This window comes from Microbacterium pasadenense (assembly GCF_047246565.1).
Lineage (GTDB): Bacteria > Actinomycetota > Actinomycetes > Actinomycetales > Microbacteriaceae > Microbacterium.
In genome coordinates this window covers 945,533-968,423 of record NZ_JBFOKN010000001.1, presented here as the reverse complement: position 1 = coordinate 968,423, position 22,891 = coordinate 945,533, and the positions used below count along the sequence as shown (strand labels likewise).

General features: G+C 72.2%; 23 protein-coding genes and 1 pseudogene. 9 read left to right on the top strand and 15 right to left on the bottom strand.

The genetic code is table 11. The annotated features are described in order from the left end of the window. Positions 1-3 precede the first annotated feature (3 nt). Genes AB3M83_RS04640 through AB3M83_RS04625 form a run of 4 tightly spaced genes read right to left on the bottom strand, consistent with a single transcriptional unit; the run spans position 4 to position 2,901 of the window. A complete protein-coding gene (locus AB3M83_RS04640) occupies positions 4-1,143 on the bottom strand; it encodes a UDP-N-acetylmuramate dehydrogenase (protein WP_412945506.1) in 1,140 nt (379 codons plus the stop codon). Between the two features lie 8 nt (positions 1,144-1,151). Continuing rightward, positions 1,152-1,562, bottom strand: a complete 411-nt coding sequence (locus tag AB3M83_RS04635; protein ID WP_412945504.1) for a MaoC/PaaZ C-terminal domain-containing protein — start codon at positions 1,560-1,562, stop codon at positions 1,152-1,154. 53 nt (positions 1,563-1,615) lie between these two features. Beyond that, complete coding sequence (locus AB3M83_RS04630; protein ID WP_412945502.1) at positions 1,616-2,062, bottom strand: FAS1-like dehydratase domain-containing protein; 447 nt, start codon at positions 2,060-2,062, stop codon at positions 1,616-1,618. A gap of 41 nt (positions 2,063-2,103) precedes the next feature. Further along, positions 2,104-2,901, bottom strand: coding sequence for a sulfite exporter TauE/SafE family protein (locus AB3M83_RS04625; protein ID WP_412945500.1), 798 nt, complete (start codon positions 2,899-2,901; stop codon positions 2,104-2,106). A gap of 101 nt (positions 2,902-3,002) precedes the next feature. On the opposite strand from AB3M83_RS04625, the gene AB3M83_RS04620 reads away from it, so the two are divergent. Next, complete coding sequence (locus tag AB3M83_RS04620; RefSeq protein ID WP_412945498.1) at positions 3,003-4,037, top strand: lactonase family protein; 1,035 nt, start codon at positions 3,003-3,005, stop codon at positions 4,035-4,037. A 6-nt stretch (positions 4,038-4,043) separates the two neighbouring features. Here the strand turns inward: AB3M83_RS04620 and AB3M83_RS04615 are convergent, their stop codons facing one another. The 3 genes from AB3M83_RS04615 to AB3M83_RS04605 all read right to left on the bottom strand — a co-directional run bounded on the left by AB3M83_RS04615 (position 4,044) and on the right by AB3M83_RS04605 (position 7,022). After that, positions 4,044-4,601 (bottom strand): NYN domain-containing protein, encoded by a 558-nt coding sequence (locus tag AB3M83_RS04615; RefSeq protein WP_412945496.1) that lies wholly within the window; start codon positions 4,599-4,601, stop codon positions 4,044-4,046. 68 nt (positions 4,602-4,669) lie between these two features. Then, positions 4,670-6,412 (bottom strand): ABC1 kinase family protein, encoded by a 1,743-nt coding sequence (locus tag AB3M83_RS04610; protein ID WP_412945494.1) that lies wholly within the window; start codon positions 6,410-6,412, stop codon positions 4,670-4,672. A gap of 4 nt (positions 6,413-6,416) precedes the next feature. Beyond that, positions 6,417-7,022 (bottom strand): PadR family transcriptional regulator, encoded by a 606-nt coding sequence (locus AB3M83_RS04605; protein ID WP_412945492.1) that lies wholly within the window; start codon positions 7,020-7,022, stop codon positions 6,417-6,419. Between the two features lie 269 nt (positions 7,023-7,291). Between AB3M83_RS04605 and AB3M83_RS04600 the strand changes: the two genes are divergently transcribed. The 3 genes from AB3M83_RS04600 (at position 7,292) to AB3M83_RS04590 (ending at position 9,917) form a co-directional block, all read left to right on the top strand. After that, positions 7,292-8,311 carry an aggregation-promoting factor C-terminal-like domain-containing protein gene (locus AB3M83_RS04600; RefSeq protein WP_412945490.1) on the top strand — a complete coding sequence of 340 codons (1,020 nt, stop codon included), beginning with the start codon at positions 7,292-7,294 and terminating at the stop codon, positions 8,309-8,311. An 89-nt stretch (positions 8,312-8,400) separates the two neighbouring features. Beyond that, positions 8,401-9,621: a DNA polymerase domain-containing protein gene (locus AB3M83_RS04595; protein WP_412945488.1), complete on the top strand. Its 1,221-nt coding sequence runs from the start codon at positions 8,401-8,403 to the stop codon at positions 9,619-9,621. Continuing rightward, positions 9,621-9,917, top strand: coding sequence for a DUF503 domain-containing protein (locus AB3M83_RS04590; protein WP_412945977.1), 297 nt, complete (start codon positions 9,621-9,623; stop codon positions 9,915-9,917). Before AB3M83_RS04595 ends, AB3M83_RS04590 begins: the two co-directional genes overlap by 1 nt. A gap of 4 nt (positions 9,918-9,921) precedes the next feature. On the opposite strand, the gene AB3M83_RS04585 is transcribed toward AB3M83_RS04590, so the two are convergent. Together AB3M83_RS04585 and AB3M83_RS04580 are read right to left on the bottom strand one after the other, a co-directional pair. Continuing rightward, complete coding sequence (locus AB3M83_RS04585; RefSeq protein ID WP_412945486.1) at positions 9,922-11,202, bottom strand: M18 family aminopeptidase; 1,281 nt, start codon at positions 11,200-11,202, stop codon at positions 9,922-9,924. A gap of 83 nt (positions 11,203-11,285) precedes the next feature. Then, positions 11,286-12,946: pseudogene (locus tag AB3M83_RS04580) on the bottom strand (ABC-F family ATP-binding cassette domain-containing protein). A gap of 41 nt (positions 12,947-12,987) precedes the next feature. Here AB3M83_RS04580 and AB3M83_RS04575 point away from each other — a divergent pair. Continuing rightward, positions 12,988-13,281 carry a hypothetical protein gene (locus AB3M83_RS04575; RefSeq protein WP_412945484.1) on the top strand — a complete coding sequence of 98 codons (294 nt, stop codon included), beginning with the start codon at positions 12,988-12,990 and terminating at the stop codon, positions 13,279-13,281. Here the strand turns inward: AB3M83_RS04575 and AB3M83_RS04570 are convergent. Further along, complete coding sequence (locus tag AB3M83_RS04570; protein WP_412945482.1) at positions 13,278-13,772, bottom strand: metallophosphoesterase family protein; 495 nt, start codon at positions 13,770-13,772, stop codon at positions 13,278-13,280. The two genes, AB3M83_RS04575 and AB3M83_RS04570, sit on opposite strands and share 4 nt — an antisense overlap. Positions 13,773-13,912: 140 nt before the next feature. On the opposite strand from AB3M83_RS04570, the gene AB3M83_RS04565 reads away from it, so the two are divergent. From AB3M83_RS04565 to AB3M83_RS04555, 3 genes are all read left to right on the top strand, one after another. Continuing rightward, positions 13,913-14,386 carry a hypothetical protein gene (locus AB3M83_RS04565; RefSeq protein WP_412945480.1) on the top strand — a complete coding sequence of 158 codons (474 nt, stop codon included), beginning with the start codon at positions 13,913-13,915 and terminating at the stop codon, positions 14,384-14,386. Positions 14,387-14,464: 78 nt separating this feature from the next. Then, positions 14,465-15,283, top strand: coding sequence for a cytochrome c oxidase assembly protein (locus tag AB3M83_RS04560; RefSeq protein WP_412945478.1), 819 nt, complete (start codon positions 14,465-14,467; stop codon positions 15,281-15,283). Continuing rightward, positions 15,280-15,795 carry a DUF2243 domain-containing protein gene (locus tag AB3M83_RS04555; protein WP_412945476.1) on the top strand — a complete coding sequence of 172 codons (516 nt, stop codon included), beginning with the start codon at positions 15,280-15,282 and terminating at the stop codon, positions 15,793-15,795. The genes AB3M83_RS04560 and AB3M83_RS04555 overlap by 4 nt, the downstream gene beginning before the upstream one ends. A 9-nt stretch (positions 15,796-15,804) precedes the next feature. On the opposite strand, the gene rhaS is transcribed toward AB3M83_RS04555, so the two are convergent. Genes rhaS through AB3M83_RS04535 form a run of 4 tightly spaced genes read right to left on the bottom strand, consistent with a single transcriptional unit; the run spans position 15,805 to position 20,522 of the window. Further along, positions 15,805-16,851 (bottom strand): rhamnose ABC transporter substrate-binding protein, encoded by a 1,047-nt coding sequence (rhaS, locus tag AB3M83_RS04550; RefSeq protein WP_412945474.1) that lies wholly within the window; start codon positions 16,849-16,851, stop codon positions 15,805-15,807. A gap of 37 nt (positions 16,852-16,888) precedes the next feature. After that, on the bottom strand, positions 16,889-17,959 hold the full coding sequence (locus tag AB3M83_RS04545) for an ABC transporter permease (RefSeq protein WP_412945472.1): 1,071 nt from the start codon (positions 17,957-17,959) through the stop codon (positions 16,889-16,891). Further along, the gene (locus AB3M83_RS04540; RefSeq protein WP_412945470.1) at positions 17,956-18,999 is read right to left on the bottom strand and encodes an ABC transporter permease; all 1,044 of its coding nucleotides are present in this window, start codon (positions 18,997-18,999) and stop codon (positions 17,956-17,958) included. Before AB3M83_RS04540 ends, AB3M83_RS04545 begins: the two co-directional genes overlap by 4 nt. Beyond that, a complete protein-coding gene (locus AB3M83_RS04535) occupies positions 18,996-20,522 on the bottom strand; it encodes a sugar ABC transporter ATP-binding protein (protein ID WP_412945468.1) in 1,527 nt (508 codons plus the stop codon). Before AB3M83_RS04535 ends, AB3M83_RS04540 begins: the two co-directional genes overlap by 4 nt. Positions 20,523-20,685: 163 nt before the next feature. On the opposite strand from AB3M83_RS04535, the gene AB3M83_RS04530 reads away from it, so the two are divergent. Beyond that, on the top strand, positions 20,686-21,693 hold the full coding sequence (locus AB3M83_RS04530) for a LacI family DNA-binding transcriptional regulator (RefSeq protein WP_412945466.1): 1,008 nt from the start codon (positions 20,686-20,688) through the stop codon (positions 21,691-21,693). On the opposite strand, the gene AB3M83_RS04525 is transcribed toward AB3M83_RS04530, so the two are convergent. Further along, complete coding sequence (locus AB3M83_RS04525) at positions 21,642-22,877, bottom strand: MFS transporter (RefSeq protein ID WP_412945465.1); 1,236 nt, start codon at positions 22,875-22,877, stop codon at positions 21,642-21,644. The two genes, AB3M83_RS04530 and AB3M83_RS04525, sit on opposite strands and share 52 nt — an antisense overlap. Between the last annotated feature and the right edge of the window lie 14 nt (positions 22,878-22,891).

The window sequence follows — 22,891 nt, the reverse complement described above, 5'->3', positions numbered from 1 at the left end:
CGGCTACAGCTCGACGCCGAGCATGACCGGCTCGGGCTGCAGCAGCACGCCGAACTCGGACTGCACCCGCTGCACGACGAGGCGCGCCAGCTCGGCGACCTCGCCGGCGGTCGCCGTGCCGCGGTTCGTCAGCGCGAGCGCATGCTTGGTCGACAGCGAGGCGCGCGAGCGCGGCAGCGAGAAGCCCCTGCGCATGCCGGCGTGCTCGATGAGCCAGGCCGCACTCACCTTGACGGGCGGCGTGCCCGTCGGCCGCGGCGGGAGGGAGCCGTCGAACCGGTCGAGCGGGATGACGGTGTCCTCGTCGGAGCCGACCGCGGCCATCGGCCAGCGCGGGCAGTCGGCGGGCAGGGTGTCGGCGAACTCCGCCGACACGACCGGGTTCTGGAAGAACGATCCCGCGCTGTACGTGTCGGGGTCCGCGTCGTCGAGCACCATGCCCTTGCGCGCGCGGATCGCGAGCACCGTCTCGCGGATCTCCGCGAGCGAGACGGATGCCGTCTCGTCCAGCCCCAGGGCGGTGCGCAGCTGCGCGCCCGTCACCGGCACCGCGCCGTGGCCGACCTGCTCGAGCTCGAGGGTCACCGACAGGATCACGGCGGACCGCTCGGCGACCGAGCCGTAGTGGTTCTTGAGCACCGAGGTGCGCAGCCCGAGACCGAGCTCGGCGGCGGGAACCGTCGTCACATCGCCGGTGGCCTCATCGATCAGCTCGACCTCGACCAGCGTCTCGACGATCTCCTGGCCGTATGCGCCGATGTTCTGCACCGGCGCCGCACCGGTGGTGCCGGGGATGCCGGACATCGCCTCGATGCCGCGGAGCCCCGCGGCGACCGTCTGCGCGACGAGGTCGTCCCAGGAGTGCCCCGCCTCGACGCGGAGCCGGACGTGGCCTTCGCGGGGGGACGGCATCCGTTCGACGCCGCTCGTGCGGACGAGTACGACGGTGCCGTCGAAGGGGGCGTCGCCGAAGAGCAGGTTGGAGCCGCCGCCGACGGCGAGCCACGGCTCCGCGTCGGCCCATGCATCGCGGAGGGCCGCGACCACCTCGTCGCGGGTCCGGGCCTCGATCATGCGGCGGGGTGTGCCGCCGACGCGCAGCGTGGTCAGCTGCGCCAGCGGGAGGGGCGTGATCTCAGGCATACGAGGGCTCAGGATGCCGCGCGGACGCGCACCTGCGCCTTGCCCAGCACGGTCGTGTCGGCGGAGGTCACGGTGAGGTCGAGGCGGACGACCTCCTCGTCGATCGCCCCGACCTTCGCGGTGACGGTGACGTCGGCGCCCGCCTCGGCGTCGACGACGACGGGCCGGGTGAACCGGACGCCGTACTCGAGGATCCGCCCGGAGTCGCCGAGCCAGTCGACGACGGTCTCGACCGACAGTCCCATCGTGAGCATGCCGTGGGCGAGGACGCCCGGCAGGCCGACGCGCTCGGCGACGTCGTCGCGGTAGTGGATCGGGTTGAAGTCGCCCGACGCGCCCGCATAGCGGACGAGGGACTCGCGGGTCAGGTGCACGGTGCGCTCGGCGACGACGGCGCCGACCTCGACACTTGGGCCCACGCGCCCGGAGGCTCCGAGCGACGCGCCAGCGGCGCTGGGAGGGGGCGTGGGGATCATTCGTCGCCTCCCACCAGCAGGACGGACGTCGCCGTGACGACGTGGTCGCCCGCGGCATCCGTGATCTCGGCCTCGCTCGTCACCATCGCGCCCTTGCCGAACGCACGGATGCCGCTGACGGTGAGCGTCCCGGTCAGCTCGTCGCCGGCGACGATCGGGCGCGTGTAGCGGAACCGCTGCTCGGCGTGGACGAGGCGCTCGAGGACGATTCCGGAGCCCGGCTCGGCCAGCAGCTGCTGCAGCGTCAGGTCCTGGATCACCATCGCGAACGTGGGCGGCGCGACGACGTCGGCGTACCCCAGCGCCCGCGCCGCGGCGGGGTCGGTGTGCTGCGCGTCGGTGGCGAAGACCGCGCGCGCGAATTCGCGCACCTTCTCGCGGCCGACGAGGTACGGGGCGGTCGGCGGGAAGGCGCGGCCTTGCAGCTCGGGATTCACAGGCACCCGTCGATCCTACCGGGGCCTTCTCGGCGAAGGCCGGGAGCTCAGCGGCCGCGGCGCGCACGCACCGCCTTCACCGCCATCTGCGCGGCGATGAAGGTGAGGAAGGCGGCGAACAGGATGTTCGCGGCGAAGGGGTTGAGGAGCGTGGCCAGCCAGGCGCCGAGCGCCGTCGTGGTGCAGGCGGCGAGGCCGACGATGACGGCCGCGACCAGGTCGACGTTGCCGCGGCGGAGGTTCCCGACCGTCCCCGAGATCGCGGTCGGGATCATCATGAGCAGGGACGTGCCCTTCGCCTCGAGGTCGCTCGTGCCGAACAGGAGCATGAGCGCGGGCACGACGATGACTCCCCCGCCGACACCGAGGAGACCCGCGGCGGTCCCGGTGAACAGGCCGAGCACGATGAGCGAGAGGACGCTCAGGACGGTGAGCTCGAGCTCGGCGTCGCGCGAGGGCACGATGACGAACAGCATGACGATCACGACGACGAGGAACCCGACGAAGCCCCAGCGGATCGCGTTCTGCGGCAGTTTCGCCAGCAGCCACGTGCCGATCTGGGCGCCGATCACCGCAGCGGCCGCGAGGATCACGGCGGGGATCCACGCCACCGATCCGCCGACCCCGTAGGAGATGACCCCCACGGTCGCGGTCGGCACGATGGCGGCCAGGGATGTCCCCGCGGCGAGCCGCTGATCGAAGGAGAGGAAGAGCACCAGCAGCGGGACGATGACCGTGCCGCCGCCGACGCCGAACATGCCCGACATCAGGCCGGCGAGGAGTCCGATCGCGATGCACGTGAAGGCGAAGCGCGGCGTCCGGGGAGCGCGCACGGGTGCGTTCATGACGGGCGGCCCGGGACGGTGATCATCCTTCGACCCTACTGCGGCGAGTGCGCCCGGCTCTGCCCCGCGCCCGCCGGCGGGACGAGCCCTACGATCGGAGGATGACCGACTCCTCCCTCGTCTTCGTGGCCAACGCCGGCGACTCGACCATCAGCACCTTCCGCCTCGCCGACGGACGCCTCGAGCGGCTCGCCGTCACCGCCGGGACGACCGGATGCTCGAACTTCGTCGTGGACGCCGAGCGCGATCTCCTGCACGCGGCGGTGAAGCCCGATGAGGGGCACCCGGATGCCGGCATCCGCACCTTCGCGATCGATCGGTCGACGGGTTCCCTGACCCCGCAGAGCGATCAGGCACTGCCGGGCAGCGCGATGAACTACGTCGCGCTCACCCGGGACGGGTCCGTCCTCCTCGGCGCGTCGTACGGCGGCGGCTACGGAGTCGTCTGCCCCGTCGTGGACGGCGTCGTCGGCGCACCGGTCGCCCAGGTCCGCTTCCCCCGCCTGCACTCCGTGCGCGCCAGCGCCGACGGTCGTTTCGTCTACTTCGTCTCGCTCGAGGCCGACCTCGTCGCGCAGTACGCGCTGGGCGACGACCTCTCGCTCGCCCCGCTGTCGCCCGCCACGGTGGCGTGCCCGGCGGGCAGCGGGCCGCGCCATCTCGAGTTCGGCGCCTCGCAGGACGATCTGTACGTCCTGACGGAGTTCTCCGCCGAGGTGCTGCACTTCGCGCGGGACGCCGAGTCGGGGGTCCTGTCCTTCCGCACCGCCGCCCCCGCCCACGACACGTCCCGAGGGCTCGGCCACAGCGTCATCGACGAGGACCCGCGCGAGCACCACTACATCTGGGGCGCCGACATCCACCTCGCCGACGGCGTGCTGTGGGCGTCGGAGCGGACCGAGAGCACCCTCGGGGGTCTGATCATCGGGGCGGACGGCGCACCGAGCGCACCGACCGCCTTCACGGTGACGGAGCCGCAGCCGCGCGGGTTCGCGGTCAGCCCCGATGGCCGCTTCCTCGTCGCGGCGGGCGAGCGGTCCACCACGGTCTCGCTGTACGCGGTGGACGGCGACCGGCTCGAGCTGCGTCAGCAGGCCGAGACCGGCAGCGGCGCGAACTGGGTGCGCTTCGGCTGAGCCCGCTCAGCGCAGGAACTGCAGCGGGTCGAACTCGTCGATCGGGATGATGCGCACGCGCGGCAGCTGCGCGTCGAAGGCGCCCGCGTCGTACTCCAGATCGAAGAAGCGGATGCCGGGGATCTGGGCGAATCCGGCGTTGCGGAACTCCTCGAACGCGAGCACGCCGACGCGGCGCGAGCCATCGGCGATCGCTCCCATGTCGTCGACGAAGTCGCCGTCGTGGCTGATGAGGACGACGTCGCCGTCGCGGCCCTGCAGCGCCCGCAGCGTCCGCTGGATGGCGATGTCGACGACCTTCTCATCGGCCTCGCCCGAGAGCGGGACCGGCTGATACCCCATCGCGAGCAGCGCCTGGACGAAGGACATCGGCAGGTTCGTCGACGCGTTGAGGAAGAAGAGCCCGCGGGTCTCCTGGTTCCAGGTGTTCGCGACGAAGCTGAGGATCCGATCCCAGCGGGGGCGCTCATCCGGCTGCGGGCGGCGGCCGAGGATCGAGCCGCCGAGCGTCGCGTCGATGTTCTCGCCGTCGACGAGGACCCAGGTCGTCCGATCCGCTGCCATGCCACACTCCTCCACGCGCGACGCGCGTCCGCCTCATCCTAGGGGCGGTCCGCGCCGTCGACGTGCCGTCAGCGGCGTCGCCCGAAGACGCCCGCCAGGACGGCGTGCAGCAGCGGCAGCGCCGACGCGCCGATGAGCACTCCGCCGAAGACGGGATCGACCGTCCGCAGCACGGCGCCGCCCACGAGCAGGCCGGCGAACACGGCGGCGGACAGCAGCCGCCGACCGAGCTGCTCGAGCCGCGCGACGCGCTTCTCCAGCGCGGGGTCCGCGAACGACACCCGCCCCTCCTCCACCCGGGTGAGCAGGGCGTCGACGCGCCCCGGCAGCCGCAGGGCGATGCCGGCGGAGTCCGCCGCGCGCCGGACGACGTCCGTGACCACGTTGCGGCCCTCGTCGCGCACGAGCCGCGCGGCGTAGGGCTCGACGGCATCCCACAGGTTGAACTCCGGGTCGAGCGCGCTGCAGACGCCCGACGTGAGCGACATCGCACGGACGATCAGGAGGAAGTTCTCCGGCAGCTGGAACGGCAGCGTGCGGACGACGTCCTGGAATTCGAGCGCGAACGCCCGGAACTCGCGCGGGTCGACCTCGCGGAGCTGGGCGAATCCCATGCCGCCGAACCGCGCGAACAGCTGCGTCATCGCCCGTTCCAGCTCCGTCGTGTCGGCCGACGGGAGCAGGACCCCGACGTCGCGGATGCTCTGCACGAGCGCGGCGCCGTCGCGGGCGGCGACCGCGATCATGAGTCGCCGGAGTCCGCCGCGCAGCGCGGGCGACACGTCCCCCATCATCCCGAAGTCGATGAAGGTGAGCCGCCACGCCGGCGCGCCGCCGTCCGCGGGATCCGACGCCGCGGCATCCGTCGGCGGCACGGGGGTCACGAAGATGTTCCCGGGGTGCGGGTCGGCGTGGAAGAAGCCGTGCGTGAAGACCTGGTCGAACATCACCGACGCGAAGACGGCGGCGACCTGGGCGGGGTCGATGCCCACCGCGCGGAGACCATCGTGGTCGGTGATCTTGATGGCGGAGACGTCTTCGAGGGTGAGGGTGCGCCGCGATGTGCGCTCCCACACGATGCCGGGAACCCCGACGCGTGAGTCGCCCGCGAAGTCGGCGGCGAATCTCTCGGCGTTGGCCGCCTCGTGCAGGTAGTCGATCTCCTCGAGGCTCGTGAGCGCGAACTCCTCGACGAGTGCCGGGGCGTCCACGCGATCCGAGACGACCCGGACGCGTCGCAGCCACCCGCCGACGCGGCGCAGCGCGGCGAGGTCGGTGTCGACGATGGACTGGATGCCGGGACGCTGCACCTTCACGACGACGTGGGACATCCCGCTCTGCGAGCGGTCGTCGGCGGCGAGCACCGCCCGGTGCGCCTGGCCGAGCGACGCGGCCGCGACCGGCGCGGGCTCGAACGAGGCGAACGCCCGCTCGAGCGACACCCCCAGTTCGGCCTCGGCGACCGTGCGGATGCCCGCGAACGGAACGGCCGGCACCTCGTCCTGCAGTCCCTCCAGCTCCTTCGTGATCTCCGGCGGGAGGACGTCGAGCCGGGAGGACATGAACTGCCCGACTTTGATCATGAGCCCGCCGAGGTCGACGGCGAGCGCATGGAAGCGCCGTGCGATGCGACGGAGCCTCGCCGCGCGCCCACGCGCGGCGAGGGTGCCGAGCCCGATGCGCGGGAGGAAGAGCTCGAACCACCACGTCACCGCGAGGGCGCGGGCGGCGAACCGCAGGATCCGGCGATACCGCGCTCGCGTGCTGCGGTCGTCGGGGAGTGCGTCCCGGGTTCGACCGCCTGCAGTCACGCGGTCAGCCCTGCGCGAGGAGCGCGTACAGGCGGCGCCGGGCGTCGTCGATCACGTCGACGGCCTGCTGCACCTGCTCGGGCGTCCCCGTCCGCGCGACCTGGGCGGCGGCCTGCGCGAGCTCGACGCCCGCCTTCGGCAGCGCGGTGCCGCGGTGACTCTCCTTGGACGTCGACTCCCACGGCGCGGACTTGCCGGAGGCGGCATCCGCTTCGATGCGGCCCGCCTCGGTCAGCGCGTACGTCTTGCGTCCGCCGGCTTCCTCGGCCGTGAGGAGCCCCTCGTCCGCCAGCAGCTGCAGGGTGGGGTAGACCGATCCTGCGCTCGGCTTCCACGAGCCGCCGCTGCGCTCGCTGATCTCCTGGATGATCTGGTACCCGTGCATGGGTCGCTCGGCGAGCAGGGTGAGCACGGCCGCGCGCACGTCTCCGCGGCTCATGCGCGAGCCACTGGGACGCTGTTCGAACGCGGACCGCAGCGAGTCGACGGCCTCCCACACGCCCGCTCCGAGATTGCCGAGGCCGAGACCGGCGGCACCGCCGAATCCCCCGCTGCCGCTGCTGCCGAAGCCGCTGCCGCTGAAGCCAGGTCCACCGAATGGATTGCTCATGAGAACTCCTTCGTAGGGTTACCGATACCTGACGATATATCGCTCAGCGACGCCTGGGCCGAGTTGCCAGCGGGTTCGCAGACTACGGCCGCGAGTCGCGCTCGGCCCTCGTGCGCGCGTCCGGTACGCCCCGTGCTGACACGGGCTGCCCAGGTAACGCACCGGAACCGTCCAGAAACGTCGACCAGACTCGTCACCTTGTGCCCGCCCGAACGGTCACGAGCACGTCCCCCCGGCGTGTGTACCCGACACGGAACTGACTTCTCTGCATGCTTACTGACTCGACATCCGTCCCCACCCGCCGCTCCACCCGCCGCACCGAGCGCCGCCTGCGGCGTCGGCCGCTCCTGGTCGCGACGACTCTCACCGCCACCCTCGCGATGGCCGCCACCGCGACCGCCATGGCGCCTGCCCCGAGCTCGGCTCAGCCTGCGAACCCCGCGCTCACCTACGCGCTGGCGTCGTTCAGCACGGCGCTCCCGGCGTCGCTCGACGGCACGGAAGCGCCGACCACCACCGCATCGAAGGCGGATGCCGCCCTGGCGAAGGCGGATGCCGCGATCGACGCGTCCGCCGACGTGTCGGCCGACATCGCCGACTCGAAGCTGAAGCTCCGCGTCTCCGACACGACCGTCGAGACCGACGACCTCGAGACCGCGGTCGCCCACCTCGAGACGATCGGGGCCGTGCCGCTGTTCGACGTGGTCGGCGCGACCGAGGACGTCGTCGCCGAGACGCAGGAGGTCACCGAGGAGACCAGTGCCCTCCGCGGCCAGCTGGACGCGGCCGTCGAGAAGGAGAAGGCGCGGAAGGCCGCCATCGCGAAGGCGAAGGCGAAGGCTGCCGCCAAGGCGAAGGCCGAGGCCGCCGCCGAGCGCGAGGCCGCCGAGGAAGCGGCCGAGGCCGCGACGTCGACCTCGGGCTCCGGCAGCTCGGGCGGCTCCTCCGCTCCGGCGGGGCCCGCCACCGCCCCCTCGGGCACGAGCGCGAGCGCGGCCCAGTCGACCGCACGGTCGATGCTCGGCGACTACGGCTGGGGCGACGACCAGTTCTCCTGCCTCGTGTCGCTGTGGAACAAGGAGTCGGGCTGGAACTACCGGGCCTCGAACCCGTCCAGCGGCGCCTACGGCATCCCGCAGGCCCTTCCCGGCAGCAAGATGTCCAGCGCCGGCTCGGACTGGCAGACGAACCCCGCGACCCAGATCGCCTGGGGCCTCGGCTACATCGACGGCCGCTACAGCAGCCCGTGCGGCGCGTGGGGCCACTCGCAGTCCAACGGCTGGTACTGACCGACCACACCCGGATGCCACGGGATGCGGACCGCTGCGGCGGGCGCAACCCCGTGGCATCCGTCGTCCTCAGCCGGTAGACCGGCATCATGGCGAAGAAGGACGACGCGGTCACCCTCGACATCGACGGTCACGAGGTGCGGGTGTCGAGCCCCGGCAAGATCGTGTTCCCCGAGCCGGGCATCACGAAGCTCGAGCTCGTCGAGTACTACCTGGCCGTCGCTGAAGGCGCCCTCCGGGGCGCGGGCGATCGTCCGATGGTGCTCAAGCGGTTCGTGAAGGGCATCGACGCGGAGGCGTTCTTCCAGAAGCGCGTGCCCGAGAACAGACCCGATTTCGTCTCGTCCGCCACCCTTCGGTACGCCTCGGGGACGAGCGCCGAGGAGGCGGTGATCACGGATGCCGCGGGACTCGCCTGGATCGTGAACCTCGGCTGCCTCGACCTCAACCCGCATCCCGTGCGTGCCGGCGACCTGGATCATCCCGACGAGCTCCGCATCGACCTCGACCCGATGCCCGGGGTGGAGTGGTCGCAGATCGTCGACGTCGCCTTCGTCGCGCGGGACGTCCTGGCGGACTGCGGTCTCATCGGGTGGCCGAAGACCTCCGGCTCGCGCGGCATCCACATCCTCGCCCGCCTCGAGCCCCGCTGGGAGTACGCGGAGCTGCGGCGGGCCGCGCAGACGTTCGCCCGCGAGGTGGAGAACCGCGCCCCCGGGCTCGCGACCGCGCACTGGTGGAAGGAGGAGCGAGGGGAGAGCGTGTTCGTCGACTTCAACCAGAACGCGAAGGACCGCACCGTCGCCTCGGCGTACTCGGTGCGCCCGCTCCCCGACGCGAGGGTGTCGACGCCGGTCGGGTGGGACGAGCTCCGCACCGTCCGCCCCGACGAATTCACCGTGCCGACCGTGCGCGCGCGCTTCGGCGAGCGCGGCGACGCGCACGCGAGGATCGACGACGCCGCGGGGTCCCTCGATCAGCTGCTGGCGCTGGCGGACGAGATGGGTCCGGCCGACAAGGCGCCGCGTTCCGGGGACGGGTCGGGGCGACGGCAGTCCGTCATGCCGCTCGTGGAGATCTCCCGCGCCGCGACGAAGAACGAGGCACTCGCCGGCCTCGAGACGTGGAAGGCGCGTCACGCGGCGATCGTCCCGCATCTGACGCCCGCCGACGTCCTGGTCGACGGGATGCGCGGGTCGAGCTCGCTCTGGTACCGCGTCCGCGTGAACCTGCAGCATGTACCCGAGGGCGACCGGCCGGCGCAGGAGCGGCTCGAGGTGGACTACGACCCGTGGACGCGCCAGAGCTGATGTGGATCGGCTGGATGGAGTTCGACCTGCTGCTGGGTGACGTCCACTCCCTCAAGGAGAAGCGCAGCATCCTCCGCCCGCTGCTCGCCGACCTGAGCCGCCGCACCGAGGTGGCCGCCGCCGAGGTCGGCGCCAACGACCTCCATCGCCGGGCGCAGGTGGGCGTCTCCGTCGTCGCCCGCGAGTCCGGGCACGTGCGCGATGTGCTCGACCGCGCCGAGCGGATGATCGCCGAGGAGCACCCCGAGGTCGTGTTGCTGTCGACGCGCCGCGGCCTGCACGCGAGCGAGGACTGAGCGCTCAGGCGGTGAAGAAGACCTCGGCGACGCGGGCCAGGTCGGCGAGGTCGCTCACGCCCGCGAGCTCGCGAGCGGAGTGCATCGACAGGATCGGGATGCCGACGTCCACCGTCGCGATGCCGAGTCGGGTCGCCGTGATCGGGCCGATCGTCGACCCGCACGGCACGGCGTTGTTCGAGACGAACTCCTGGCTGCCCACGCCCGCCGCGGCGCACCACCCGTTCCAGGCCGCCGCGCCCCTGCCGTCCGTCGCATAGCGCTGGTTGGCGTTGATCTTGAGGATGGGACCCGAGCCGAGCCGCGGCTGGACCACCGGGTCGTGCTTGTCGGGGTAGTTGGGGTGCACGGCATGACCGACATCGCTCGAGACGCACCAGGACGATGCCAGCGAGCGCAGCTGCTGCTCGCGGTCGGCGCCGAGCGAGAGCTGCACCCGCTCCAGGACGTCGGCGAGGAAGGGCCCGGCGGCGCCGGAGCGCGTGGCGGAGCCGACCTCCTCGTGGTCCAAGACGGCGAGCATCGCGATGTGGGGGGCGTCGAAGCCGTCGGCGGCGCGTTCCAGCGCGACCACTCCGGCGTGGACGGATGCCAGGTCGTCGAGCCGCCCCGACGCGAAGAAGACGTCGTCGTGGCCGAAGACCGCGCCGCGCGCGGCGTCGGCGGTGACGACGTCGTAGCCGCGGATCCGCGCGGCATCCACCCCGGCCTCGGCAGCGAGCTCGCCCAGGAGGTCGGCCGAGTCGGATTCGCCGAGGCCCCACACCGGCTGCGTCTGACGCTGCCGGTCGAGCGCGAGGCCGTCGTTCACCTCGCGGTCGAGGTGGATCGCCAGCTGCGGCAGGCGCAGCAGCGGACCGGTGGCGGCGAGGACGCTCGAGCCGTCGTCGAGGACGAGACGACCGGCGAGGCGCAGCTCACGGTCGAGCCAGGAGTTCAGCAGCGGACCGCCGTAGACCTCCACGCCCGCTTGAAGCCAGCCCAGCGACCCGGTGGTGGGACGCGGCTTGAGCTTGAACGCGGGGGAATCGCTGTGCGCTCCGAAGATGTGAGCGCCGGTCGCGGGCCCGGCATCCGTCGGCACCACCCATGCGATGACCGCGCCGTCCCGGACGACGAGGAACCGGCCCCCGGGTTGCGCCGGCCAGGCGTCCGCCTCGGCGAGCGGCTGGAAACCGCCGGCGACCAGCCGCCGGGCGACCTCCGCGGCCGCGTGGAAGCTCGAGGGCGATGCCGCGACCAAGTCGGCGAGGTCGTCGGCGTGGGCGAGAGCGGCGGCGGACACGACGGACCTCCTGGACGGGTGCGGACGGATCCTTCGATCGTAGTTCGGCGCACCGCACCGCGAGGCGCGCGGGTGGGCGCCGGCTAGAGCTCGGTCACCTGACCGGCCTTGACGCGCCACCGACGATCGGTGCGCACGGTGGACAGCATCCGCCGATCGTGCGTCACCAGCAGGAGCGTTCCCTCGTACGTGCCGAGGGCCTCCTCGAGCTGCTCGATCGCCGCCAGGTCGAGATGGTTCGTGGGCTCGTCGAGCACCAGCAGGTTCACGCCCCGCGCCTGCAGCAGCGCGAGTCCGGCGCGGGTCCGCTCGCCGGGTGACAGCTCGTCGACGGGCCGACCCACGTGATCGGCCTTGAGCCCGAACTTGGCCAGCAGGGTGCGCACCTCGGCGGACGGCATCTCCGGGACCGCGGATCCGAACGCGTCGGCGAGCGGCCGCGCGCCGGCGAGCAGCGATCGCGCCTGATCGATCTCGCCGATCTGCACGCTGGCACCGAGGGCGGCGGTCCCCTCGTCCGGAGCCTGCTGCGTGAGGATCGCCCGGAGCAGCGTGGACTTCCCCGCGCCGTTCGGTCCCGTGATGCCGATCCGCTCCCCCGCCGTGACCTGGAGCGAGACCGGCCGAGCGTGAACGCCCCCTGCCGGAGGACCGCGCCACTGAGCGTCGACACGACGGAGCTCGACCGGGGGGCGGAGCCGATCGTGAACTGCAGCTGCCATTCCTTGCGGGGTTCGTCGACATCCTCGAGCCGAGCGATGCGGCTCTCCATCTGGCGCACCTTCTGCGCCTGCTTCTCGCTGGACTCGGTCGCCGCCCTGCGGCGGATCTTGTCGTTGTCCGGCGACGCCCTCATGGCGTTCCGGACGCCCTGGCTCGACCATTCCCGCTGCGTCCGCGCGCGGGCGACGAGGTCCGCCCGCTTGTCGGCGAAGTCGTCGTACTTCTCGCGCGCCTGCCGGCGGAGCGTCGCGCGCTCCTCCAGGAACGCGTCGTAGCCGCCCCCGAAGACGCGGTTCGATCCCTGCGCCAGGTCGAGTTCCAGGACCCGCGCCACGCACCGGGAGAGGAACTCGCGGTCGTGGCTGACGAGCACGACCCCGCCGCGGAGCCCGCGGACGAACGCTTCCAGGCGCTCGAGCCCGTCGAGATCGAGATCGTTGGTGGGCTCGTCGAGGAGGACGACGTCGAAGCGCGAGAGCAGGAGGGCGGCGAGGCCCACGCGCGCGGCCTGGCCGCCGGAGAGTGAGGTCATGAGCGACTGAGCAGGGTCCGCACCGAGGTCGAGGCCGAGGTCGGCGAGGACGACCGGAAGCCGATCGTCGAGGTCGGCGGCACCGCTCGCGAGCCAGCGGTCGAGCGCCGTCGAGTACGCGTCGGCGGGATCGACACCGGCAGCGGCGAGCGACGGATCAGCCAGGGCGGCCGCCGCCGCGTCCATGTCGGCGGTCGCCGCGGCGCACCCCGTCCGCCGTGCGATGTAGGCGGCGACCGTCTCCCCCGCGACGCGCTCGTGCTCCTGCGGGAGCCACCCGACGAAGGCGTCCGCAGGGGCGAGCGCGACCGTCCCCGCGTGCGGGGCGTCGATGCCGCCGAGCAGGCGCAGCAGCGTGGACTTCCCCGCGCCGTTCGCCCCCACGACGCCGACGACGTCGCCCGGGGCCACGGTGAGGTCGAGGCCCTCGAACAGCGTGCGGTGACCGTATCCGCCGGCCAGGCCCTGCGCCACGAGTGTTGCCGACATCCGTCCATCCTCGCACCGGCACGGCGCGCTACGGTCAAGGGATGCCGTCCCCCGCGTTCCGACGCATCGACCTCACCCTGCACCGACCGTGGTTCGCGCTGTACGCGGGCGTCCGGCCCACCCTCGTCATCGGCGGGCGCGGCCAGCCGACGCAGTGGGGGCGCGGCACCTGGCAGGTCCCCGCCGACGAGCCGGTGGTCCTCCGCGTCTACCTCTACAACCGCGTCTGGCGGTTCGGCCTGGCCGAGACGACGCTCGAACCGCACCACGCACCGGACCTGATGTACCGGGCGCCCGCCCTCCCGTTCCGGCCGGGACGGTTCCGGGCCGGCTAGAGCCGGACGAGCTCCGCGTCGACGATGGCGCCGTCCCCGACGGTCACCGTCATCACGGTGTGGTGCGGCTGACGTCGCTTGTCGGTGGGTGATCCCGGGTTCAGCAGCCGCATCCCCGCGGGCGTCGTCGTGTCCCACGGGATGTGGCTGTGCCCGAAGACGAGCAGATCGATGCCCGGGTGCGCGGCATCCATCCGCGGCTCGCGACGCGTCTTCTGACCGGTCTCGTGGACGACGGCGATCCGGACGCCCTCGATCTCGCGCCGCGCCACCTCGGGGAGCCGCGAGCGCAGGTCCTCGCCGTCGTTGTTCCCCCAGACGCCGAGCACGTCACCGTGCGATTCGAGCTCGTCCAGGACGGATGCCGCGACCCAGTCGCCGGCATGGACGATGACGTCGGCGGCATCCGCCATGCGCAGCACGGCGTCCGGGAGGCGGCTGGCCCGCCCGGGGATGTGCGTGTCGGAGATCAGGAGCAGCCGCGTCGTCATGACGCCCATCCTCTCGCGGCCGCGGCCCGCCCACCGGCGGCGCAAGGGTAGCCGCATCCGTCCCCGGACGACACCCCCGCCGACTCCGCCGGCGCCCCGGGTGAGACTCGGACGGTCCATCCACTTCCGAAGGAGCGATCATGACGCAGTTCGACGAGTCCACCCCCAGCGACGACGACGCCCTGCAGGGCGGCGAGTTCTCCGCGGCCGTCGACGGCGCGGCGACGGACGCCGACGACGTGCGCAGCGTGTCGGGGACCGCTGAGAGCGATCTCGGCGACGGCAGCGGCCTCGACGACGCCACGGGCGATGGCAACGCCGGTGCCATCCGGCTGGACCCCGACGACGCCCCCACCGGCGACACGACCGTCGGCGACACCGCTGCGGCGGACGCCGAGTTCGAAGGCCGGCCGCTGAGCGACGCCGTGACGGCCGACGATTCGGCGACGAGTGCGGATGCCGGCTTCGGCGACACCGCTCCGGCCGGGTTCTCCTCGGACACCGAGCAGACGTATGCCCCGGCCGACATCCAGCCCGAGTCGCAGGGCGATGACCCCGTCGTCGCCGAGCTCGGCGAGGACGGCGAAGGCGACCTCTCCCCCGAAGACCTCTGACCGCGTCGCCCGGTCGCTGCCGCGTCGCCTCTTCGCGCGTCGCCGCAGAGACCGGGCCCGGGAACGAAGGGTGCGAGCATGCCCGCACACGCCTCCGACAGCGGATGGCTGCTGACCGTCGCTCTCGCCGCGCCCGTCGCGATCGCCGGGGCCGCCTACCTGGCGGCCCCGGCGCATGAGCGCCGCGGCGGTCGTGGCTGGCCGGTCCGGCGGGTCGTCTGCGCGATGCTGGGGATCGCCGCCGCGGCATCCGGCTTCGTCGGTCCGCTCGCCGACGCGATGCACGACAGCTTCACCGCCCACCTCGGCGCCCACGTGCTGGTCGGGATGGCCGCCCCGCTTCTGCTCGTCCAGGCCGCTCCGATCACGCTGGCGCTGCGGACGCTCTCGGTCACGCCGGCGCGTCGCGTCGCCCGCGCGATGCGGAGCCGCCCGGCGCGCGTGCTGACGCACCCGGTCCCCGCCGCGCTGCTGAACGTCGGCGGTCTCTGGCTGCTCCACGGCACCGGGCTGTTCGCGGCGCTCTCGGGCATCCCGCTCGGACACGCCGTCATGATGCTGCACTTCCTGCTGGCGGGGTATCTGTTCACCGCCTCGATCGCGCCGGCGGATCCCGCACCGCACCGGGCGCCGCTGCGCACCCGGGCGATCGTGCTCGTCGCCGCGGTCGCGGCCCACGGCATCCTGGCGAAGCTGCTGTACTCCGCGCCGCCGACCGGCGTGGCGACGGCGGACGCCCGGACCGGCTCGCAGCTGATGTTCTACGGCGGCGACGCCGTCGACGTCGTCCTCATCGTGCTCATCTGCGCCGAGTGGTACCGCGTGACGGGGCGCCGGCCGGCGCCCCGCGCTGCACCGGCCGCGCGCCGGCAGCCGACACTGGGAGGAGCCGCATGACCGACGCCCCGACCGCCGCACCGTGGCGGAACCGCTCGTTCGCCGCCGCGCTCATCCTGGGCGCCGCCACGATGGCGGCCGTGGACGAGATCGTCTTCCACCAGCTGCTGCGGTGGCACCACTTCTACGACGACGCGACGGTCGGTGTGGGGATCCTCTCGGACGGCATCCTCCACGCCGCGGAGCTGTTCGGCTTCGTGGCCGGGTTCTTCCTCATGCTCGACGCTCATCGTCGAGGGACGTTCTGGCCCGGCGCGGCATGGGCGGGCTTCCTGCTCGGCCTCGGGGCCTTCCAGCTGTGGGACGGCGTCATCGACCACAAGGTGCTCCGGCTGCACCAGATCCGCTACGGCGTCGACGTGCTCCCCTACGACATCGCCTGGATCGGCGGCGCCGCCCTCCTGCTCATCGCGGGCGGTGCCGTGCTCCTCGTGCTGCGACGTCGGCAGCGGGATGCCGCGAAGACGGCGAGCCGGGGACCCCGCGCACCGCGCGGAGCCCCCGGCTCGTGATCGGTCGACTCAGAAGTCGAACTCGCCGATGTTCTCCGCGTCGAAGACGTAGGGGTCGCCCAGCAGGACGGCGCCGTCAGCACCGACCTCGAACGAGCCCAGCTTGCCCGCCTCGAACGAGTCGCCTTCCTCACCGCTGATCTCGCCGGTGACCAGCGCCTGCGCGGCGAAGGCCGCGAGGTAGCCCAGGTCGGCCGGGTTCCACAGCGCGAAGGCGGTGACGGTGCCGTCCTCGACGTACTCGCGCATCTGGTTCGGGGTGCCGAGGCCGGTCAGTGCGACCTCGCCCTTGAAGTCGGACGTCGACAGGTAGCGCGCCGCCGCGGCGATGCCGACCGTCGTGGGCGAGATGATGCCCTTCAGCTCGGGGTACGTCTGCAGCAGGGCCGCCGTCTTGTCGAACGAGGTCTGGTCGTCGTCATCGCCGTAGACGACCTCGACGAGCTCGATGTCGGGGTGGCTGGCGGCCAGCTCAGCCTCCATCAGCTCGATCCAGGCGTTCTGGTTCGTGGCGTTGGCCGAGGCGGACAGCACCGCGACCTGGCCGGCGTCGCCGATCTGCTCCGCGATCAGGTCGACCTGGACCTTCGCGATGCCCTCCGACGTCGCCTGGTTGATGAAGAGGTCACGGCAGTCGGGGTTCGTGTCCGAGTCGAACGTGACGACCTTGACGTCCGCCGAGCGCGCCTCGTCGAGGGCGTCGCAGATGGCCTCGGGGTCGTTCGCCGAGACCACGAGTGCGCCGGTGCCCTGCTGAGCGGCGGTCTGGATGTACTGCACCTGCGAGGTCGGGCTGGCCTCGGAGGGGCCCACCTCCTCGAACTGGCCGCCGAACTCCCCGGCCGCTTCCTCGGCGCCGGAGCTCGACGTGTCGAAGTAGGGGTTGCCGAGGTTCTTGGGCAGCATCGTGATCGAGACATCGGCGTCGCCGCCGTCGCCTCCGGGTGCGGGGGTGTCGCCGCCGCCGCCGGCGCTGCAGCCGGCGAGGACGAGGCTGGCACCGAGGGCCAGCGCCGTGACGACACCAGCGCGGCGCGTGCGCGTGAATCCGAACATCATTGTTTCCTTCCGTGGTGCGAGGGTTCGCGTGGATCTATCGGGGACCCGCGATGCCGTCGGCGTCGCGTCGTCCTTTTCTGCGCCCGATGGCTGCGGCTCTGCTCGTGTGCAGCCATGCGAGGAGACTTGCCGACACCACGGAGAGGATGAGGAGCACACCCGTGATGACGTTGATGATGTCGCTCGTGACACCGGCCAGGCGCAGCGCGCTGCCGAGGATGCCGATGAGCAGCACGCCGGCGATGACGCCGTGCAGCGCGCCGCGCCCGCCGAAGATGGAGACGCCGCCGAGGAGGACGGCCGCGATGATCTGCAGCTCCATGCCCATCGCGTTGTCGCCGCGCGCATTCGAGTAGAGCAGGGTGAAGTACACCCCGGCGAAGCCGGACACCGCGCCCGACATGACGAACAGCGCGAACTTGCTGCGGGCGACGTTGATGCCGGAGAAGTGCGCCGCCTCCTTGTTGAGCCCGATCGCGTACAGCGACCGCCCGAACGGGGTGAAGTGCAGCAGCACCGCGAAGGCGATCGCGAGGACGACGAAGGGGATGATCACGACCGGCACCGGGGTGCCGGGGATGTTCGCCTTCGCGAGGTCGGTCCACTCCTCGGGGAAGTCGGTGATCGCAGTCGTCCCGAGCAGGCCCACCGCGATGCCGCGGAAGAGCGCCAGCGTGCCGATCGTGACTGCGAGCGAGGGCAGCCCGACGACGGTGACGAGGAAGCCGTTGACGACGCCGGCGACGGCGCCGACAAGGATGGCGACGAGTGCCGCGGCGGGGAACGGGATACCGGCCTGGGTCAGGATCCCCGTGGTGACACTGGAGAGCCCGACGATGCTCGCGACCGACAGGTCGATTTCCTCCGTGATGATGATCAGCGTCATCGGCAGGGCGATCAGCAGGATCGGCGCGATGTCGCGCAGCAGGTACGTGACCGTCAGCGGGCTGTCGAAGTTCCGGACGGTGCCGAGTGCGACGACGACGACCAGGACGAGGACGACGATGATCGCCGCCTCGCGGGTGAGCAGGGCGCGACGCCAGAGCGCGCGGCCGTGGTCCGAGTAGGTCCGCACGGCGGCGGTCCCGGTGGTGACGGCGGTCATCGGTCGTCCTCCCGTTGTGCGATGAGTCGTCGGTGCTGGCGGACCGCGAGCACGCGGTCCAGCACGATCGAGCCGAGGATGAGGATGCCCACGACGGCGCGCTGCCAGAAGTCGTCGATGCCGAGGATCGGCAGGGCGCGGTTGATGGTCAGGAGGAGGAAGGCGCCGATCGCGGCCCCCCACACGGTGCCGACTCCGCCGGAGATCGCGACCCCGCCGATGACGGCGGCGCCGATGGCCTGCAGCTCCCAGCCGAAGCCGGCGGCGGAGCTGACCGTCCCGTAGCGCGCCGCGTACAGCACGCCGGCCAGACCCGACAGCGCCCCGGAGACCACGAACGCCGTGATGACGCGCCGGTTCACCTTGAGTCCGTACAGGTGCGCCGCGGCCGGGTCCGAGCCGATCGCGTAGAGCTCGCGTCCCGCGCGGATGTTGCGCAGGTACCAGGCGCCGCCGATCAGCACGACCACCGCGATGATCGTGAGGATGGGGATGCCGATGATCTGCTCGGTGCCCAGGCCGCGGAAGTCGCGCGGCAGATCCGAGGCGTTGATGCGGTCGCTGCCGGCCCAGGCGACGTTGATGCCGCGGTAGATGTACATCGTGCCGAGGGTGATGACGAGGGCGGGCACCTTGGCCCACGCCACGAGGAGGCCGTTGATCGCGCCGAGGAGAGCGCCGAGGGCCACGCCCGCGAGGAAGACCACGATGACCGGAACACCCTGCATGTCGACGAACAGCCGACCCGTGAGGTACGCGGTGAGCCCCACGACCGATCCCACCGAGAGGTCGACGCTGCGCGTGATGATGACGATGGCCTGCCCGACCGCGACGAGGAGCAGGAGCGAGGGCGTGAGCAGCAGGTCGCGGAAGCCGTCCGCGGAGAACAGGAAGTTCGGGTTGGATGCCGTCGCGGCGATCACGACGAGCACGAGTGCGAGGGCTATCCCCGTCTCACGGGCCGTGGCGACCTGGCGGACCAGGCGGGCGGCGCCGTTCGGCTGGGCGGTCGGGGTCCGACGGGGCGTGGTGATCGTCATGCTGCGGCCTCCGCGTCCGCTGTCGCCGCGAACATCACGGCTTCGGGTGTCGCTTCGGCGCGCGAGAACTGCCCGGTCAGACGGCCCTCGCGCATCACCAGGACGCGATCGGCCATGCCGAGCACCTCCGGAAGCTCGGACGAGATCATGAGGATCGCGATGCCCTGCTGGGCGAGCTCGCTCAGCAGCCGGTGGACCTCGGACTTGGTGCCGACGTCGATGCCGCGGGTGGGCTCGTCGACGATGAGCACGGTCGGCTCGGTGGCGAGCCACTTGCCGAGGACGACCTTCTGCTGGTTGCCGCCCGACAGGGTGCCCGTCTCGGCGTCCAGCGCGTTGGTCTTGACCTCCAGACGGCTCGCCCAGACCCGGGCCGCCGCGTTCTCGAGCCCCGTCCAGATGAGACCCCACTTCGCGAGCTTCGAGCGGATCGCGAGGGTGACGTTGCGCGAGACGCCGTCGTCGAGGACCAGGCCCTGCTTGCGGCGGTCCTCGGGCACGAGGGCGACGCCGCGGGCGGTCGCCTTCTGCGGGTTGCCCTTCGGAAGGTGCGCGCCGTGCAGGGTGACCGAACCGGACTCGTAGGAGTCGACGCCGAAGATGGCCCGGGCGACCTCGCTCCGCCCTGCGCCGACGAGACCGGCAAGTCCGACGATCTCCCCGGCCCGGAGGTCGAACGAGATGTCGGTGAAGACGCCGCGGCGGGTCAGACCCTCGACGGAGAGCACGACGTCGCCGACGTCGGCGGGGAGCTTGGGGAAGAGCTCCGTCACGTCGCGGCCGACCATCTGACGCACGAGGTCGTCGACGGTCGTGTCCGCGAGCGGTGTGGTGTCGACGTATGCTCCGTCGCGCATGACCGTGACGGTGTCGCACAGGGCGAAGACCTCGTCGAAGCGGTGCGAGATGAACAGCAGCGCCCGCCCCTCGTCGCGAAGGCTCCGGGCGACGGCGAACAGACGTTCCACCTCGACACCCGACAGCGCGGCCGTCGGCTCGTCCATGATGAGGACCCGGGCATCCAGCGAGATGGCCTTGGCGATCTCGATGATCTGCTGGTCGGCGATGGAGAGGCCCTCCGTGACCCGGTCCGGGTCGAGACGGACGCCGAGACGCTCGAAGATGCGGACCGCCTCCTCGCGCATCGCCCGGCGGTCGATGCGACCGACCCGGTTCGTCGGCTGGCGGCCCATGAAGATGTTCTCGGTCACCGAGAGATCGGGGAAGAGCGTCGGCTCCTGGTAGATGACCGCGATGCCCGCCGCCTTCGACTGCGCCGTGCTCGTGAAGTCCACGCTCCGGCCGCCGAGGGTGAACTCGCCCGAGTCGCGGCGGTAGAGGCCCGCGATGATCTTGACGAGGGTCGACTTGCCGGCCCCGTTCTCCCCCACGAGTGCGTGGATCGAGCCGGCGGCCAGCCGCAGGCTTCCGGATCGCAGCGCGATCACGGGACCGAACGACTTCACGACGCGCGTGAGTTCCAGCGCGGGTGGTGACGTCTGCGGGTCAGCGGCGAGGACCACGGATGCCTCCTCATTGAGGGTGTGCGTATCGGGATGAATCGTCTGATCGGACCTGAATCGATTCAGGATGATTTCACGCTACTGTATGAAACCGAAGCGCACACGGTCAAGTCACCCGGCGAGAGTGACCCAATCGTGATTTCCGGGGGAACGAGGAGGTGCCATGCCGGTCCGCATCCGAGACGTCGCCGAGCGCGCCGGCGTTTCCGTCGGGACGGTCTCGAACGTCCTGAACCGGCCCGACGAGGTGTCGTCGGAATCGGTGGAGCGGGTGACCCGGGCCATCAAGGAACTGGGGTACATCCGCAACGACGCGGCGCGGAAGCTCCGTGCCGGCGTGTCGACGACCGTCGGCTTCGTCGTCCTCGACGGCCAGAACCCGTTCTACAACGACGTCGTGCGCGGCGCCGAGGATGAGGCCACCCGGCACGGGATCGCGATCCTCTACGGCAACACCGACGAGGACGTCTCGCGCGAGCGGATGTACCTGGACCTCTTCCAGGAGCAGCAGGTGCGCGGACTGCTCATCGCACCCTACGGCGATGTGACGGCGCGACTGCAGCGCCTGCGCGCCAGCGGCATCGCCGCCGTGCTCGTTGACCGATTCAGCGGCGACGGCCGCTTCTCGTCGGTCTCGGTCGACAGCGTGGCCGGCGGGAGGCTCGCCGTGGACCACCTGATCGAGACCGGCAGGCGCCGCATCGCCTTCGTGGGCGGCCCGTTCGACATCCGTCAGGTCAACGACCGGCTCGCCGGCGCCCGCGCCGCGGCCGAGAACGCCGGCGCGCAGGTGGACCTCGACGTGATCGCGACCGAGGCCATGACGGTCGACGAGGGCGCCGCGGCCGGCGCGCGCCTGCTCGCCCGACCGCGCCGGGATTGGCCCGATGCCCTCTTCGCCGCGAACGATCTGCTCGCGCTCGGGCTGCTGCAGGCGCTCGTCGTCGACGGGCGGGCGTCCGTCCCCGGGGACATCGCGATCATCGGGTTCGACGACATCCCGTTCGCGGCGGCCGCCGCCGTCCCGCTCTCCTCGATCCGCCAGCCGAGCCGGATGATCGGCCGGACGGCGCTGCGGATCGTCCTCGAAGAGGCCGACGACCCCGACAGCATCCCGCGTCAGACGGTCTTCCCGCCCGAGTTGATCGTCCGCGCCTCCACGGCGGGCTGACCCGCCGTGCGCCGGGGTCGGTGCCGTCCGGCCGGCGGCCGGACCAGCGCGCCGATCAGAGCGACCGCCGCGGCGGCGACGAAGGCGGCCGGCAGGCCCGCGGCATCCGCCCCGCCGCCCAGCAGCGGCGCTCCGACCGCCTGGCCGAGGGCGAGCGCGAGGAACGCGACGCCGACGCCTCGCGCGGGGACGTCCGCGTAGACCCGCGTGCTCCAGACCAGCAGGATGCCGGTGAGCGCGATGTACACCGCACCGAAGACGCCCGACGCGACGATCGCGGCGACACCCGAGCCCGGCAGGACGCCGATGGCGAGGGTGGCGGCGGCGGCGCCGACCATGAGCAGCGTCCACGACCTGGCGAGCCCGATCCGCCCCGCCAGGTCGCCGGCGGTCGCGCCGATCAGCCCGCACGCCCCGAGCACGATCCACGCGATCGTCGCGAAGGTCCGGTCGTGGCCGCCCTCCGCCGTGAGGATGTCCTGCCCGAAGGTCCACACCGCGGCGGTCGCGAGGCCCATGGTGCCGGCCGCCAGCAGCAGCCGCCCGGCGCCGGTCGGCAGCCATGCGTGCCGCTCGCCCCGGCGTCCCGGCGCGCCGTCCCGGGCTGCGGGCATGAGGACGGCCATCCACGCGGTGACGAGGGCGCAGATCACGGCGAAGATGATCCAGGCGACCCGCCACTGCTCCTGGGCGAGGAGCGCCACGGGTCCCGACACCATGACCCCGAGCCCCGTCCCCGCGTTCACGATCGTCTGCACACGGTCCCGGCGCCCGGCGCTCACCCGCTTCGCGACGGCGTGAGCGAGCGGGGGCGAGGCCACGCCGGTGCTCGATCCCGCCAGCATGACACCGGCCGCGAGCACGAGCGCGTCGGGCGCGAACGCGATGAGCGCGGTTCCCGCTGTCGCGAGCACACCGGCGCCGACCGCGACCACGCGAGCGCCCAGGCGCGGCGTCGTCGCGGTGGCGGCGAAGATGCCGATGCAGTAGGCGCCGTAGCTTCCGGACGCGATGAGGCCCGCGGCTGCGGCGTCGAGGTCGAACGCACTGCGGAACGCGGGCACGAACAGTCCATAGGCGAACCGGGCGAGGCCGTAGCAGACGGCGATGAGGGCGAGCCCCCCGATCGCGAGGTGGACGGTGCGCCCGGTGGACAGCGTCGTGGTGTCCTGCGACGTCGGCATGCGTTCCCCTTCCC

Bases quoted from the DNA above. Each gene is read 5' to 3' on its own strand.
- AB3M83_RS04640 (WP_412945506.1), bottom strand. From the start codon at position 1,143: ATGCCTGAGATCACGCCCCTCCCGCTGGCGCAGCTGACCACGCTGCGC.
- AB3M83_RS04565 (WP_412945480.1), top strand. From the start codon at position 13,913: ATGACGCAGTTCGACGAGTCCACCCCCAGCGACGACGACGCCCTGCAG.
- AB3M83_RS04525 (WP_412945465.1), bottom strand. From the start codon at position 22,877: ATGCCGACGTCGCAGGACACCACGACGCTGTCCACCGGGCGCACCGTC.
- AB3M83_RS04530 (WP_412945466.1), top strand. From the start codon at position 20,686: ATGCCGGTCCGCATCCGAGACGTCGCCGAGCGCGCCGGCGTTTCCGTC.
- AB3M83_RS04620 (WP_412945498.1), top strand. From the start codon at position 3,003: ATGACCGACTCCTCCCTCGTCTTCGTGGCCAACGCCGGCGACTCGACC.
- AB3M83_RS04540 (WP_412945470.1), bottom strand. From the start codon at position 18,999: ATGACGATCACCACGCCCCGTCGGACCCCGACCGCCCAGCCGAACGGC.
- AB3M83_RS04600 (WP_412945490.1), top strand. From the start codon at position 7,292: ATGCTTACTGACTCGACATCCGTCCCCACCCGCCGCTCCACCCGCCGC.
- AB3M83_RS04615 (WP_412945496.1), bottom strand. From the start codon at position 4,601: ATGGCAGCGGATCGGACGACCTGGGTCCTCGTCGACGGCGAGAACATC.
- AB3M83_RS04605 (WP_412945492.1), bottom strand. From the start codon at position 7,022: ATGAGCAATCCATTCGGTGGACCTGGCTTCAGCGGCAGCGGCTTCGGC.
- rhaS (WP_412945474.1), bottom strand. From the start codon at position 16,851: ATGTTCGGATTCACGCGCACGCGCCGCGCTGGTGTCGTCACGGCGCTG.
- AB3M83_RS04545 (WP_412945472.1), bottom strand. From the start codon at position 17,959: ATGACCGCCGTCACCACCGGGACCGCCGCCGTGCGGACCTACTCGGAC.
- AB3M83_RS04560 (WP_412945478.1), top strand. From the start codon at position 14,465: ATGCCCGCACACGCCTCCGACAGCGGATGGCTGCTGACCGTCGCTCTC.
- AB3M83_RS04590 (WP_412945977.1), top strand. From the start codon at position 9,621: ATGTGGATCGGCTGGATGGAGTTCGACCTGCTGCTGGGTGACGTCCAC.
- AB3M83_RS04555 (WP_412945476.1), top strand. From the start codon at position 15,280: ATGACCGACGCCCCGACCGCCGCACCGTGGCGGAACCGCTCGTTCGCC.
- AB3M83_RS04595 (WP_412945488.1), top strand. From the start codon at position 8,401: ATGGCGAAGAAGGACGACGCGGTCACCCTCGACATCGACGGTCACGAG.
- AB3M83_RS04625 (WP_412945500.1), bottom strand. From the start codon at position 2,901: ATGAACGCACCCGTGCGCGCTCCCCGGACGCCGCGCTTCGCCTTCACG.
- AB3M83_RS04575 (WP_412945484.1), top strand. From the start codon at position 12,988: ATGCCGTCCCCCGCGTTCCGACGCATCGACCTCACCCTGCACCGACCG.
- AB3M83_RS04570 (WP_412945482.1), bottom strand. From the start codon at position 13,772: ATGACGACGCGGCTGCTCCTGATCTCCGACACGCACATCCCCGGGCGG.